We start from the raw sequence: 14,039 nt of genomic DNA on the forward strand, positions 1-14,039 counted from the left end.
GGCAAACGGTGCCACACTTGGATGCCGTATGCGACTTCCGCCTCACATCCTCGTGGTCAACGGCATCAAGGTCCGCCGCCCGGTGTTCCTGCTCGGAGCTCCGCATTCGGGTACGGACCTGCTCGCCCGCGCGTTGAAACGTTCCCCCGGCTTCCACGTGACGACGGGCAGGGCCTGCGTGGCCAACGTCGTCTACGCCTTCGCCCGCAAACCGTCCATCGCCGGTGGTCCGGGAGCCGTCCGCGTGCTGCGCGACTCGCTGGCCGAGTCGTGGCAGGTGCTGCGCGGCTCGTGCGGGCTGTGCCCGGAGACCTGCCGCGAGGCGGGCGGCGTGACCGGGCTCGGCCCGTGCGTGGCCACCAACACCGTGACCCGCTTCGGCGACGCCAGCCCCGACCTGCTCTACAGCGCGCCGGTGCTGCGGCAGGCCTTCCCCGACGCCCGGTTCCTGCAGCTGATCCGCGACGGCCGCGACGTCGCGGTGGACATGCTGGCCGACCCGTCGTGCCTGGCCTGGTTCCGTCCGGTGATGCTGGCCGAGGGCACCGAGTTCCCGAACGCGTTCCTGGGGCTCAGCCGCGACGAGCACCGCGAGCGCTGGAAGGACATGCCGGCCGCGGGCAAGTCGGCGCTGCGCTGGCGCAGCGCCGTGCGCCTGAGCGCCTCCCTGCGCCGCGACCTGCCCGCCGAGCAGTTGCTGACGTTGCGCTACGAGGACCTCGTGCTGCGGCCCGCGCAGACGATCGCGTCGGTGTCGGAGTTTCTGGAGACGCGCGTGTCGAAGGTCGCCCTGTACGGCCGGCCCACCCCGAAGGTCGGCTCCTGGCGCTCCGGCCTGCGCCCCGACGACCTGGCCCTGGTGGAGAAGGTCGCCAGGCAGGAGCTCACCCGCTTGGGCTACCTGTCGAGCTGAACTGGGTGCGGTAGAGCTCGGCGTACAGCCCGCCGCGCTCCAGCAGCTCGTCGTGCCCGCCGCGCTCGGCGATGCGGCCGTCCTGGACGACGAGGATCGTGTCGGCCTCGCGGATCGTCGACAGCCGATGGGCGATGACCAGCGAGGTACGCCCGGCCAGCGCCGTCTTCAGCGCCTGCTGCACGGCCGACTCCGACTCGGAGTCGAGGTGGGCGGTGGCCTCGTCCAGCACGACCACGCGCGGCGCCTTCAGCAGCAGCCGGGCCAGCGCGAGGCGCTGCTTCTCCCCGCCGGACAGCCGGTAGCCCCGGTCGCCGACGACGGTGTCGAGCCGGTCGGGCAGCGCCTCGACCAGGTCGGCGATCTGCGCCGCGCGCAGCGCCTCCCAGATCTCCTCCTCCTCGGCGCCGGGCCTGGCGTAGAGAAGGTTGGCGCCGATGGTGTCGTGGAAGAGGTGCGCGTCCTGCATGACGACGCCCACGGTGTCATGCAGCGAGGCCAGCGTGGCCTCGCGCACGTCGACGCCGTTGACGCGCACCGCGCCCTCGTTCACGTCGTACAGGCGCGAGACCAGCGAGGTGATCGTGGTCTTGCCCGCTCCCGAGGGGCCGACGAGGGCGATGAGCTGTCCCGGCTCGGCGGTGAACGAGACGCCCTTGAGCACCGGGTGCGACGGGCCTGTGTCCTGGCGGGCCACCGACTCCAGGGAGGCCAGCGAGACCTCCTCGGCGGCCGGGTAGCGGAAGTGCACGTCGTCGAAGGTGATCGTGACCGGCCCGTCGGGCAGCGGCCTGGCCTCGGGCTTCTCGGCGACCATCGGCCTGAGGTCGAGCACCTCGAAGACCCGGTCGAAGCTGACCAGCGCCGTCATCACGTCCACGTGCACGTTGGACAGCGAGGTCAGCGGGCCGTACAGGCGCATGAGCAGCGCGGCCAGGGCGACCAGCGTGCCGAGCTCGAAGACGTCGCGGGTGGCCATGACGCCGCCGATGCCGTAGACCAGCGCGGTGGCCAGGGCGGCGACCAGGCCGAGCGCGACCCGGAAGACGGTGCCGTACATGCCGACGGTCACGCCGACGTCGCGCACCCTGGCCGCCCTCTTGCCGAACAGGTCGGTCTCCTCCTGCGGCCGGCCGTACAGCTTGGCGACCATCGCGCCCGCCACGTTGAAACGCTCGGTCATCACCGAGCTCATCTCGGCGTCGAGCCGCATCTGCTCGCGCGTCAGCACGGACATGCGGCGGCCCACCCATTTGGCGGGCACGATGAAGACCGGCAGCAGCACCAGCGCGACCAGCGTGACCTGCCACGACAGCGCGAGCATGGCGCCGAGCACGAGCAGGAGGCTGATGACGTTGGACACCACCGACGACAGCGTGCTCGTCAGGGCGCGCTGGGCGCCGATGACGTCGGTGTTGAGGCGGGAGACCAGCGCGCCGGTCTGGGCGCGCATGAAGAAGGCCACCGGCATGCGCTGCACGTGGTCGAAGACCTCGGTGCGCAGGTTGTAGATGAGGCCCTCGCCGATGCGCGAGGAGAACCAGCGCTGCGCCAGCGTCAGCCCCGCGTCCAGCAGGGCCAGCGCGGCGATCGAGACGGCCAGCGCGATCACCACGCCCGGCCGCTTGGGCAGGATGCCGTCGTCGATGATGGCCTTCATGAGCAGCGGGTTGGCCACCACGATCACCGCGCCCGCCACGACCAGCAACAGGAACGCGGTGATCTGCTTCTTGTACGGCCGCGCGTAGGCGGCGATGCGCCGCACGGTGCCAGGCGTCAGCCGCTGGTCCATGACCGACTCGTCACGGCGCAGCGAGCGCATCGCCTGCGGGCCGAACCCGCCACCCATCATCGCCATTGTCTGGTCAGCACGTGGGCGTCTGCGGCTGTTCCCCTCTCAGCTCCCGGCGAACAACGCCCGGATCCGCGCCGCCTGCTCGGTCCGCTCGGCGGCACTCTGCTCCTCCAGGGTGCGCGTCTGCGCCCCCTGGAGGAGACGCTTGGTCGCCGCGGCCGCTTCCCTGTTGGTCGACAGCAGCTGCGCGACCTTCTCCTGTACGGCTTTCGCCAGCTCACCCGGTTCGACGACCTGTTCGGCCAGGCCGATCCGGAAGGCCTCCTCCGCGCCGACGACGCGGGCGGTCAGGCACAGGTCCTTCGCCTTGGCGAGGCCCACCAGCTCGACCAGCGGCTTGGTGCCGGTCAGGTCGGGGACCAGGCCCAGTGCGGGCTCCTTCATGCAGAATTTGACGTCATCGGCCACGATCCGTAGATCGCAGGCGAGCGCGAGCTGGAATCCGGCGCCGATCGCATGGCCCTGAACGGCCGCGATCGAGACGATCTCCGGACGGCGCAACCACAGGAAGCCCTGCTGTGCTCGTTCGATCCCCTTGTCGAACGTGTCCTGATCCTGCCGGGCCACAGAGCTGAACGAGCCCTGTCCCGGAACCCCCTCAGGGGTGAACATGCGTAGGTCGATCCCTGCCGAGAAGGACGGTCCCTCACCTCTCACCACGACGACGCGTACCCGCTCCGGCAGGCTGTCGCCGATGCCGGCCAGTGCCGACCAGGTCGCGAACGTTTGCGCGTTCCGCTTCTCCGGTCGTGCGAGCGTGATCGTGGCAATCTCACCGTCCACCTCGAAGCGCAGGCCCGCCTCCTCGAAAGAGGCGTCCCTCGCACTCCCCCCGCGCTGATAAGGCGCCTTCGCTTCCGCCATCGCCTCGCTCCGATCCGTCGCTGTGCCGTCGCGCCCGAGCTTACAGAATAAGATTCTGACCCGGGCGCGACGGCCGGTCGACTGGAGACGAAGCGGCTGCGGTCGCGACGTTCCGAGGCGGCCTTAGCGCTTGGACTTGCCTCGGGTCGCCCCGCCGCGCCCGCGCAGAGTCACTCCGGACTCGCTGAGGATGCGGTGGATGAACCCGTAGGAGCGACCGGTCGAAGCGGCCAGGGCGCGGATGCTCTCACCCGCGGCGTAGCGCTTCTTGAGATCACCGGCCAGCTTGTCGCGGTCGGCCCCGGTCACCCGGGTGCCTTTCTTCAGAGTCTCGGCCACGAGTACCTCCTGTAGTGCCAGACTTCCGCAGCGTTACACCGCCATGATCAGTCATTTCAGCGGGATCGGCTACCTACTCCACGGGAAAAGATCCGTACCCACTCAAATTCAGATCAGGCGAGTGCCACAAGATCGGAAAATTCCTCGCTCCACGCGTCTTCAGTTCCGTCTGGTAGCAAGATCACCCTATCCGGTGAAAGAGCATCAACGGCACCCTCGTCATGGGTAACCAGGACGATTGCTCCTGAATACGACCGCAAAGCGGTGAGGACTTGCTCCCTGGAGACGGGGTCGAGGTTGTTAGTGGGCTCGTCCAGGAGGAGGACGTTGGCGCTCGACAACACCAGCAGCGCAAGGGCCAGCCGAGTTTTCTCCCCTCCTGACAGCACCCCCGCCGGCTTGTCAACGTCGTCGCCGGTGAACAGGAAAGATCCGAGGACCTTTCTCAGCTCGGTGTCGGTGAACTCCCCGCCGGCCGAGCGCATGTTCTCCAAGAGGGTGCGATCGGCGTCCAGGGTCTCGTGCTCCTGGGCGTAGTAGCCGATCTTGAGGCCGTGGCCCGGGCGGATCTCGCCGGTGTCGGCATCCTCGACGCCGCCGAGGATGCGCAGCAGCGTGGTCTTGCCCGCGCCGTTGAGCCCGAGGATGACGACCCGGTGACCTCGGTCGATGGCCACGTCGACGTCGGTGAAGACCTCAAGCGAGCCGTAGGACTTCGACAGGTCCACGGCCTGCAGCGGCGTCTTGCCGCACGGGGAGGGGTCGGGAAAGCGCAGCTTGGCGACCTTGTCGCTCTGGCGCTCCTCCTCGGTGCCGGCCAGCAGGCGGTTGGCGCGGCGCATCATGTCCTGGGCGGCCTTGGCCTTGGTGGCCTTGGCGCGCATCTTGTCGGCCTGCGCCAGCAGCGCGCCCGCCTGCTTCTCGGCGTTGGCCCGCTCGCGCTTGCGGCGCTTCTCGTCGGTCTCGCGCTGGTCCAGATAGGCCTTCCAGCCGACGTTGTAGTGGTCGATCACGCAGCGGTTGGCGTCGAGGTGGAGGACCTTGTTGACCGTCGCTTCAAGAAGACCGACGTCGTGACTGATGATCACCAACCCGCCGTGATGTGATCGCAAAAAATCACGAAGCCACCCGATTGAGTCTGCATCAAGGTGGTTTGTCGGCTCGTCGAGAAGGAGAGTTTCCGCTCCGCTGAAAAGAATGCGTGCCAATTCCACGCGTCTGCGCTGGCCGCCCGAGAGCGTTTCGAGCGGCTGCTTCAGGACCCGGTCCGGCAGGCCCAGGCTGGAGGCGATCGAGGCCGCCTCCGCCTCGGCCGCGTAGCCGCCCAGGACGTGCATCTGGTCCTCGAGCCTGCCGTACCTGCGCACGGCCTTCTCGCGGGTCTTGTCGTCGGCGGAGGACATCGCCAGCTCCGCCTGGTGCAGCTTGCGCAGCACCTCGTCCAGGCCGCGCGCCGACAGGATGCGGTCGCGCGCCAGCACCTGCAGGTCGCCGGTACGCGGGTCCTGCGGCAGGTAGCCGACCGCGCCCGTCGTCGTGACCGTGCCCGCGGCGGGCAGGCCCTCACCCGCCAGCACCTTGGTCAACGTGGTCTTGCCCGCCCCGTTCCGGCCGACAAGTCCGATCTTGTCGCCTGGATTGACGCGGAAGTTGGCCTTCTCGATCAGCAGACGCGCACCGGCGCGCAGCTCGATGTCAGTAGCAAGGATCATGGTTGAAAGGACGCTCCCGGGCTAGGAAAGGACGTCGGAGACGTGGGCATGCTTGCGCCGGTTAACCGGGAGTGTGCATGCGGCCAGTCTACGGTCCCGCGTGGCCACCGGGCTCGGGGTCCACCACCCGGATGCGCACCGCGCGGAACTGCTCCGGAGCCTCCTTCAGTACCGCCAGCCTGGGATCGGGCACCACCAGGAACGGCTCCACCTCCAGCGCCACCAGCGGCGCCAGCCGCCGATCGGCCCTGAGCGCGTCGGCGGCCTTCCTGTCGCCCCCGAACACCACGGCCTCCAGCCCGTCCAGGTGCGGCGTCAGCACCCGCAGCGCCGTCTCGGCCGCCGCCTCGAACGCCTGGTTCGCCTGGAGCGCGCGCCGCCTGGCGAACCGCTGCTGCGACCAGCCGCCGGCCGCCGTACGCCCCTGCACCAGCCGCGACCCCACCTTGGACGCGACCAGCTCGCTCCCCTGGAACACCCCCGCCGCATACCCGCCGAGCCGCACCAGCACCACGCCCACCCGCCGCTCACGCTGAGCATGCGCCACGAACCTCGACACGAACGGCGCCCCCTGGACCAGCGGCGGAAACGGCACGTGCATCTCCGCCAGCGCCCCGTCCGCGGCCCGCAGCCGCACGACCAGGTCATCCCCACTGGCCTCGAACGCCCCATGCCGGTCGGCGAACCCATCGATCCACCTGTTCAACCGCCCAGGCGCGACCGCCACCCATCTCCCCCCACCCCGCGCCGGCCCCACCCCCGCACCTTATCTCTCTCTTCTGTTCTCTCTCTGGAGGGCGGCCGCTTTGGGGCCGCCCTATCTGTCCTAAGGACGCCTATCCGTTACGGCTGTCGCCGCCCATCCACCACCCGCCGCCGTGCGCGGGCGCCGATCGTGGGGATCGCTTCTCACGTCGGACGTGGTCCCCACCGCAACGACCCTTCGTCACCCACCTCCGTGGGCAACCTACCTCCCTGCCCCGGCGTCGTGCCCGCGCCCTTGCTTTGCCCTCGGGCAGCCCCCGCGCCGGCGCACTCTTTCCTCTGCGCCAGCGCCTCCCCCCAGGGCATGCCCCGAGCATGGCTCTCTCGTGCGGCACGTGTTGTCCGGCACGCTCCGCCTCGTGGCAGGTGACGGGTGGAGGCTGGGGATGGGGTTGTGTTTGGGGTTCTGGTCAGGGGCCGTTGGGGCTTGGGCGGGGTTCTGGTCAGGGTGGGTGGGGGCTGGGGCGTGAGGGTCTCACAGGGGGCCGGCGGGGGTGGTGGGGCCTGGGGTGCAGGTGGGGTGGGTTCCAGGCGTGGGCGGGAGTTGGGGGTGGCCAATTCAGGGGTTCGGTGGTAAGGAACACCTGCTGAAATGTCGGTGAACTTCGTTTCCCGGCACTTATGCCGCACCACTTGCCGGGCGGATCATTTTGGCGTGTCTTCCCAGTTCACAGCCCCTGTTGTAGATCTTGACACGGGGGCGGTCATCGCGACGCACGCCACAGACAGCATCCCTCAGGGACCGCTGCCGCTGCTGCTCGACCTGCCCGTCCAGGTGGTCCTGAACGGCGCCGGCGCGCTGGCCCCGCTCCACGAAGCGCTCCGCCGGGCCGGCCGGCACCCGCGGGAGGTGGTGCTCACCCTCCGGGGTACGTGTGGGGAGACCGAGAAGGACGTGTTCAAGGTCGGCCTCGACGGGCTGCGGGCCCACGGATACCTGCTGGCCTTCAGCGGGTCCGGCGGCGTGCCGCTGGATCTGGTGTCGCAGGCCTCGCCGTACCTGCTGCTGCTGGAGACGGAGCTGGTCGCGCGGATGCCGCGCGACCACCGCAGCGTCGCGGTGGCGCGCGCGACCGCGACGCTGGCCCGCGGGCTGGGAGCGCATGTGCTGGCGCCCGGCGTCGAGGACGAGGCGGAGCTGGGCGCGGCGCGCAACTGCGGCGTACGGCTGGCCTACGGGCCGCTGCTGGCCCCGGGACCCGACGGGCGGGTGCGGGTGCCGCTGCCCGCGCCCGAGGAGACTCCCGAGGCGTTCATGCTGGGGCCGCGGGTTCAGGAGCTGCTGCTGCCGGCGGTGACGCTGCCCGCCCAGGCCAACGCCGAGGACGTGGTCGCGGCGTTCGGGCACGAGCCGTCGATCTCCAGCGTGATCCTGGTCGACGAGTACCAGCGGCCCAAGGGGAGCCTGGACCGCAGCCGGTTCCTGCTGTCGTTCGCGGCGCGCTACGGGCACGCGCTGCACGGCAAGAAGCCCGCCCACCGGCTGGCCGACCCGCCGAGGACGGTGCCGCGGACCACCCCGGCGGTGGCGGCCATGCAGGCGGCGGGGCGCGACTCGATGCGCGTGTACGACGACCTGGTGGTGACCGACGAGCTGAACCGCTGCCTGGGCATCGTCCGCGTCTCCGACTTGATCCGGCATGTCTCCAAGGCCTGACATGTCGTGAAACCGTGATGGATCGGCCCTGTCTCGCGGCCTCGCGTGCGGGTAAGCAGGAGGCGTGAGCAAGCAGCTGAACAGACGGGCCCTGCTCAGCGCCGGACTCCTGGCCGGGGCAGGCGCGTGCACCTCCGCTCCCCCGGCCGCCGCCCCGACCGGCGGCAGTCTGGCGCCACCGCTCAAGGCCGACGACTGGGCGTCGGTGCGCGCCCAGTTCGACCTGCCGAAGGATCGTGCCGACTTCGCCGCGTTCGTGCTGGCCCGCCACCCCGCCGAGGTCCGCCGCGCGATCGAGGAGCACCGCAGGGGGCTGGACGCCGATCCCGAGTACCTTCCCGCCGGGGGCGACCCCGACCAGGCCGTACGCGAGGCCGCGGCACGCTACCTGGGTGGCGCCCCCGCCCAGATCGTGCTCACCGACAGCACCACGATGGGCCTGGCCCTCCTGTACGGCGGCATCAGGCTCCTGCCCGGCCAGGACGTGCTGACCACCGAGCACGACTTCCTGGCCACGCACGAGGCGCTGCGGCTGCGTACCGAGCGCACCGGCGCCGCCGTACGCAGGGTGCGCCTGTACGACGAGCCCGCCAAGGCCTCCGTGGACGAGATCGCCGGCCGGCTGCGCAAGGCGATCGGCCCGAAGACCAGGATCGTCGCCGTCACCTGGGTGCACTCAAGCACCGGCGTGCGGCTGCCGGTCAAGGAGATGGCCGCGGTCGTCGCCGAGGCCAACAAGGGCCGCGAGGACAAGGACCGGGCGCTGCTGTGCGTGGACGGCGTACACGGCTTCGGCGCCATGGCCGACGGCGCGGAGGACCTCGGCTGTGACTTCCTGGCCAGCGGCACCCACAAGTGGCTGTGCGGGCCGCGCGGCACCGGCATCGTGTGGGGACGGGCGTGGGAGGCGGTCGTGCCGTTGATCCCGAGTTTCGGTCAGGCCAGTTTCGACTACTTCTTCGAGGGGTCCTCGCAGCAGCCGGTCACCGCCGAGTACTTCACTCCCGGTGGTTACAAGGCGTTCGAGCACCGCTGGGCGGCCGGCGCCGCCTTCGCCTTCCAGGAGGCGATCGGCAAGGACCGGGTCCAGGCCCGCATCCAGGAACTGGCCACCCGGCTCAAGAGCGGCCTGGCCGGGGTCGCCCACGTCAAGCTGGCCACGCCGGTCGCACCCGAGCTGTCGGCGGGGCTGGTGTGCATGGAGGTGGACGGGATCGCCAGCCCGTACGAGGCGGTGGGCAGGCTGCGCGAGCAGCACCGGATCGTGGCCAGCAGCACCCCGTACCGCGAGTCGCTGCTGCGGCTCGGGACCACGATCATGAACACGCCCGAGGAGGTCGACCGGGCGGTCAAGGCGGTCGCGGCCCTGCGCTAGGAACTCCCGGCGGCGCGGTGGTCGCCGGGAGATCCCAGTGCTACAGCCTGCAGGCGTAGATGTCGGTGACCAGGATGGCCCGGGCGCCGATGTCCCACAGCTCGTCCATCACGTGCTGGTGCCCCTTGCGCCGGACCATGGCGCGTACCGCCACCCAGCCCTCGCGGTGGAGCGGGGAGACCGTCGGGCCCTCCATGCCGGGGGTCAGCGCGATGGCCTCCTCTATCCGCTCGGCGCGGATGTCGTAGTCCATCATCACGTAGTCGCGCGCGTGGATGACGCCCTGCAGGCGGCGCACGACCTGTTCGAGCCCGGGGGTGCCCGCGCCCTCGCGGCCCCTGATCAGCACGCCCTCCGAGCGCATGATCGGCTCGCCGAACACCTCCAGCCCCACGTTGCGCAGGGTGGTGCCGGTCTCGACGACGTCGGCGACCGCGTCGGCCACGCCGAGCCTGATGGCCGTCTCGACGGCGCCGTCGAGCTTGATCACGCGGGCGTCGACGTCGCACTCGGCCAGGTACTTCTCCAGCAGCCCCGGGTACGCGGTGGCCACGCGCAGCCCCTTGAGATCCTGCACGGAGCTCATCTGCCCGCTGCTCGCCGCCAGGCGGAAGGTGGAGCCGCCGAACCCGAGCGGCATCACCTCCTCGACCTGCGCGCCGGAGTCGATGAGCATGTCGCGCCCGGTGATGCCGGCGTCGAGCGTGCCCTCGCCGACATAGACGGCGATGTCCCGCGGGCGCAGGAAGAACAGCTCGCAGGAACTGTCGGTGTCGACGACGACCAGTTCCTTGCTGTCGCGGCGGGGCCGGTAGCCGGCCTCCTTGAGCATGGTCTGGGCCGCTTCGCTGAGCGCGCCCTTGTTCGGTACGGCAAGCCGCAACATCAGTGGTCAACCCCCTACAGGTGCTTGTAAACCTCGTCCAGCCCGATACCCCGGGCGATCATCAGCACCTGCACGTGGTACAGCAGCTGAGAGATCTCTTCTGCGGCGCGGTCCTTCGACTCGTGCTCGGCGGCCATCCAGCTCTCCGCCGCCTCCTCCACGACCTTCTTGCCGATGGCATGGACGCCGGCGTCGAGCGCCGCCACGGTGCCCGATCCCTCGGGGCGCAGGCGTGCCTTGTCTGACAGCTCGGCGAACAGCTCTTCGAAGGTCTTCATGATCTCTCTCGTCGGTCGGCTGACATGCGGCTCCAGCCTAACGTTCGCGGCGGCTTGGTACGTGCGGCGTCCGCGACCCGAGACGCCCTGGTTTCGGTCCGTCGATAACGAATCGAAAGCGCTCGGCGCTACGCTCGCGGCTGTGTCGGGGGAGTGCGCCTCAGGGCGCACGGACACAACGGGGTGCTGCGGCCCGCCGTGCCTCCTGCGGGGGAACGGCGGGCACAGCCAGTCACGGCTTCGCGGGTTACCGCGGGCGGGCCGTACCGGAATGCGAAAATCCCGGCCGATCGCGCTGATCGGCCGGGATCTCAGGAGGCGCGCCGGGCGTCAGGCCCGGCGGCCGGGGTCAGCGGCCGTAGCGGCGGCCGGAGTTGCCGGTGTTGCCGGAGCGGTAACCGTCACGGGGACGCTCGCCGCGGTCGGCCGAGAACGGACGGCGCTCGCCACGGTCGTCGGCACGGAACGCGCCACCGCGCGGGCCGCGGTCGTCGGCGCGGAAGGGACGCGAGCCCCGGTCGTCGGAGCGGAAGGAGCCACCACGAGCGCCACGGTCGTCAGAGCGGAAACCACCACGGTCGTCCGAGCGGAAGCCACGGTCGTCGGAACGGGGAGCCTGACGGTCGTCGGAGCGGAACCCGCCACCACGGGGACCGCGGTCCTCGCCGGAGCGGAAGCCGCCGCGGTCGTCGGAACGAGGGCCCTGACGGTCGTCGGACCGGTAGCCCTGACGGTTGTCGGAACGGTAGCCACCACGGCCGCGGTCGTCGGAGCGGAAGCCGCCCCCACGGGGACCGCGGTCGCCGGAGCGCTCGCCCGAACGGAAGCCGCCGCCGCCCTGACCGCGGTCCTCACGCTCGGGGCGGTTCTCGCCGGCCGTGCGGGGGCCGCCGTCGAAGTGGCGCTTCGGGTAACGCTCGCCGTCCTCGTGACGGCGGCCGCCGGCGGGGCGGTCACCGCCCTCGGGACGACGTCCGTAGGAACGGTCGCCGCGACGGCCGCGACGCTCGCCGCCGTGGCCGCCCTCGCGGCGGGGACGCAGCGGCTTGCGGACGTCCGGCTCCCAGACCGGGATCGGCTCGCCGCTGGGAACGCGGGCGCCGGTGACCTCGGCCACCCGGGAGTTGCCGGGAGCGGCCTTGAGGCGGAACGGGTGGATGCCCGCGCGCCGGGTCAGCTGGTCGGTCGAGCGCCGCTCGTTGGGCAGCACCAGGGTGACGACGGTGCCCTTCTCCCCCGCGCGGGCCGTACGGCCACCGCGGTGGAGGTAGGACTTGTGGTCCTGCGGCGGGTCCACGTGCAGCACCAGGCTGATGTTGTCGACGTGGATGCCGCGGGCGGCCACGTCGGTGCAGACCAGGACGTTGACGGAGCCCTCACGGAACTCCGCCAGGATGCGGGTGCGCTGGTTCTGGCGCTTGCCGCCGTGCAGGCCGCCGGAGCGCACGCCGACCCGGGCCAGCTGCTTGCACAGCCGGTCCACGCCGTGCTGGGTGCGGACGAAGATGATCGTGCGGCCCTCGCGGTTGGCGATCTCGGCGGTCACGTCGAACTTCTCGTCGCGGGTCACCTGCAGCACGTGGTGCTCCATGGTGTCGACCGGGGAGGTCGCCGGGGCCACGGAGTGGGTGATCGGGTCCTTCAGGAACTTCCGCACCAGCTTGTCGACGTCGCCGTCGAGCGTGGCCGAGAACAGCAGGCGCTGGCCGCCGGGCGCGGTCTGCGAGAGCAGGTCCGTGACGACGGGGAAGAAGCCGAGGTCGCACATGTGGTCGGCCTCGTCCAGGACGCTGACCTCGACCTCCGACAGCGAACACTCACCCTGGCGGATGAGGTCGCCGAGGCGGCCGGGGGTGGCGATGACGAGGTCGATGCCGCGGCGCAGCGCCTCGACCTGCTTGCCCATGGACATGCCACCGACGACGACCTTCATGCGCAGGCCGAGGCCGCGGCCGAGGGGTTCGAGGGCGTCGTGCACCTGGAGGGCGAGCTCACGGGTGGGAACGAGGATCATGGCGCGCGGGTGCTTCGGCTTGGGCCGGTCGCCGGCGATGCGGACCATCGTCGGCAGGCCGAAGGCCAGGGTCTTGCCGGAGCCGGTCTGGCCGCGGCCGAGCACGTCGTGACCCGCCAGCACGTCCGGGATGGTGGCGCTCTGGATGGGGAACGGGGCGTTGATGCCCATACGGGTGAGGCCGTTCACGATCGGCGCGGGCAGGCCCAGCAGCTCGAACTCGGACGGACCCGACTCCGGGGAGGTTTCGGGCAGGACAACGTCAAGCATGGTCACGGAAAATCGTGCCTTTCGGTCGAAGTGGCGCGTCACTTCTGCGAAAGGACGAGCCGGGGCGTACGGCAGCGCCGTACCTGTGCAGAGAAAACACCTCGGGGTGGGGACGTGCCCGCCTTGATGGAGGCGGTCGTCTACGCGCACCCGGTGCCGGCGCAGGCGGCTGAAGACGCGAGATGATGCGTCAGGTGCACGTGGTGGCCAACACGGGAGGAGATCGATCTATTCCCGCCCTGGCACGCTGAAGCGGCTGACACGGGCTGCGTCAGCCGTGCAGCACAAGAAAAAGTCAGACCCTTGGGGATCAGACGTTGAAGCCTAGCATACGGAGCTGCTCGCGCCCCTCGTCGGTGATCTTGTCCGGGCCCCACGGCGGGAGCCAGACCCAGTTGATCTTCACGTCGGAGACCATGCCGTCGAGCGCCGAGTGCGCCTGGTCCTCGATGACATCGGTCAGCGGACAGGCGGCGCTGGTCAGGGTCATGTCGATGGTGGCCACGGGCGCGGTGGCGCCCTCGGCCGGGTCGAGGTGGAGGCCGTAGATCAGGCCGAGGTCGACGACGTTGATCCCGAGCTCGGGGTCCACGACGTCCTTCAGGGCCTCCATGACCTCCTCGACGGTGGCCTCACCGTCATACCCCTGCGTCGGGGTCTGCGTTGGCTTACTCACGAGGCACTCCTCACCACAGCGTCTTTGTAGGCCATCCACGACAGCAGCGCGCACTTGACCCGCGCCGGGAACTTGGCGACCCCGGCGAAGGCGACGGCGTCGCCCAGCACGTCCTCGTCCGCCTCCACCTGTCCCCTGCCCTGCATGAGACGGGTGAACTCATCGACCACGGACAACGTCTCGGTGACGGTCGAACCGGTGGTCAGCTCGTGCAGCACCGACGCGGCGGCCTGGCTGATGGAGCAGCCCTGGCCGTCGTAGGACACGTCCTCGATCTTGCCGCCGTCGCCGAGCTTCACCCGGAGCGTGATCTCGTCGCCGCACGTCGGGTTCACGTGGTGAACCTCGGCATCGTACGGCTCGCGCAGCCCCCGCCCCTGCGGGTGCTTATAGTGCTCCAGGATCAGCTCCTGGTACATCGACTCGCCGATCATG

At 70.4% G+C, this 14,039-nt stretch carries 13 protein-coding genes; 3 read left to right on the forward strand and 10 right to left on the reverse strand.

All coding sequences use genetic code 11. From position 1 onward, the window contains the following. Nucleotides 1–28 precede the first annotated feature (28 nt). Entirely contained in the window at nucleotides 29–913 is an 885-nt protein-coding gene (locus ACFWY5_RS49890) for a sulfotransferase family protein (RefSeq protein ID WP_379617726.1), read from the forward strand. Here the strand turns inward: ACFWY5_RS49890 and ACFWY5_RS49895 are convergent. The 5 genes from ACFWY5_RS49895 to ACFWY5_RS49915 all read right to left on the reverse strand — a co-directional run bounded on the left by ACFWY5_RS49895 (nucleotide 885) and on the right by ACFWY5_RS49915 (nucleotide 6,440). Beyond that, nucleotides 885–2,771 carry an ABC transporter ATP-binding protein gene (locus ACFWY5_RS49895; protein WP_379639188.1) on the reverse strand — a complete coding sequence of 629 codons (1,887 nt, stop codon included), beginning with the start codon at nucleotides 2,769–2,771 and terminating at the stop codon, nucleotides 885–887. The genes ACFWY5_RS49890 and ACFWY5_RS49895 overlap by 29 nt on opposite strands. A 39-nt stretch (nucleotides 2,772–2,810) precedes the next feature. Next, entirely contained in the window at nucleotides 2,811–3,632 is an 822-nt protein-coding gene (locus tag ACFWY5_RS49900) for an enoyl-CoA hydratase/isomerase family protein (protein ID WP_379639190.1), read from the reverse strand. Nucleotides 3,633–3,755: 123 nt separating this feature from the next. Then, the gene (locus tag ACFWY5_RS49905) at nucleotides 3,756–3,971 is read right to left on the reverse strand and encodes a helix-turn-helix domain-containing protein (protein WP_157247547.1); all 216 of its coding nucleotides are present in this window, start codon (nucleotides 3,969–3,971) and stop codon (nucleotides 3,756–3,758) included. A 113-nt stretch (nucleotides 3,972–4,084) separates the two neighbouring features. Beyond that, nucleotides 4,085–5,683: an ABC-F family ATP-binding cassette domain-containing protein gene (locus tag ACFWY5_RS49910; RefSeq protein WP_379617718.1), complete on the reverse strand. Its 1,599-nt coding sequence runs from the start codon at nucleotides 5,681–5,683 to the stop codon at nucleotides 4,085–4,087. Nucleotides 5,684–5,771: 88 nt separating this feature from the next. Then, entirely contained in the window at nucleotides 5,772–6,440 is a 669-nt protein-coding gene (locus ACFWY5_RS49915; RefSeq protein WP_379639191.1) for an acVLRF1 family peptidyl-tRNA hydrolase, read from the reverse strand. A gap of 663 nt (nucleotides 6,441–7,103) precedes the next feature. Here ACFWY5_RS49915 and ACFWY5_RS49920 point away from each other — a divergent pair. Then, a complete protein-coding gene (locus ACFWY5_RS49920) occupies nucleotides 7,104–8,105 on the forward strand; it encodes an EAL domain-containing protein (protein WP_379639192.1) in 1,002 nt (333 codons plus the stop codon). Nucleotides 8,106–8,169: 64 nt separating this feature from the next. Beyond that, entirely contained in the window at nucleotides 8,170–9,480 is a 1,311-nt protein-coding gene (locus tag ACFWY5_RS49925; protein WP_379639193.1) for an aminotransferase class V-fold PLP-dependent enzyme, read from the forward strand. A 40-nt stretch (nucleotides 9,481–9,520) separates the two neighbouring features. On the opposite strand, the gene hisG is transcribed toward ACFWY5_RS49925, so the two are convergent. The 5 genes from hisG to sufU form a co-directional block, all read right to left on the reverse strand. Further along, nucleotides 9,521–10,366, reverse strand: coding sequence for an ATP phosphoribosyltransferase (gene hisG, locus ACFWY5_RS49930; RefSeq protein WP_379639194.1), 846 nt, complete (start codon nucleotides 10,364–10,366; stop codon nucleotides 9,521–9,523). A 14-nt stretch (nucleotides 10,367–10,380) separates the two neighbouring features. Further along, a complete protein-coding gene (locus tag ACFWY5_RS49935; protein WP_184974198.1) occupies nucleotides 10,381–10,644 on the reverse strand; it encodes a phosphoribosyl-ATP diphosphatase in 264 nt (87 codons plus the stop codon). 349 nt (nucleotides 10,645–10,993) lie between these two features. Further along, nucleotides 10,994–12,928, reverse strand: coding sequence for a DEAD/DEAH box helicase (locus tag ACFWY5_RS49940; RefSeq protein ID WP_379639195.1), 1,935 nt, complete (start codon nucleotides 12,926–12,928; stop codon nucleotides 10,994–10,996). 310 nt (nucleotides 12,929–13,238) lie between these two features. After that, a complete protein-coding gene (locus ACFWY5_RS49945) occupies nucleotides 13,239–13,604 on the reverse strand; it encodes a metal-sulfur cluster assembly factor (RefSeq protein ID WP_379617705.1) in 366 nt (121 codons plus the stop codon). Further along, complete coding sequence (sufU, locus tag ACFWY5_RS49950) at nucleotides 13,601–14,038, reverse strand: Fe-S cluster assembly sulfur transfer protein SufU (RefSeq protein ID WP_379617703.1); 438 nt, start codon at nucleotides 14,036–14,038, stop codon at nucleotides 13,601–13,603. The genes ACFWY5_RS49945 and sufU overlap by 4 nt, the downstream gene beginning before the upstream one ends. Nucleotide 14,039 lies beyond the last annotated feature (1 nt).

Source organism: Nonomuraea sp. NPDC059007, assembly GCF_042740555.1.
Lineage (GTDB): Bacteria > Actinomycetota > Actinomycetes > Streptosporangiales > Streptosporangiaceae > Nonomuraea.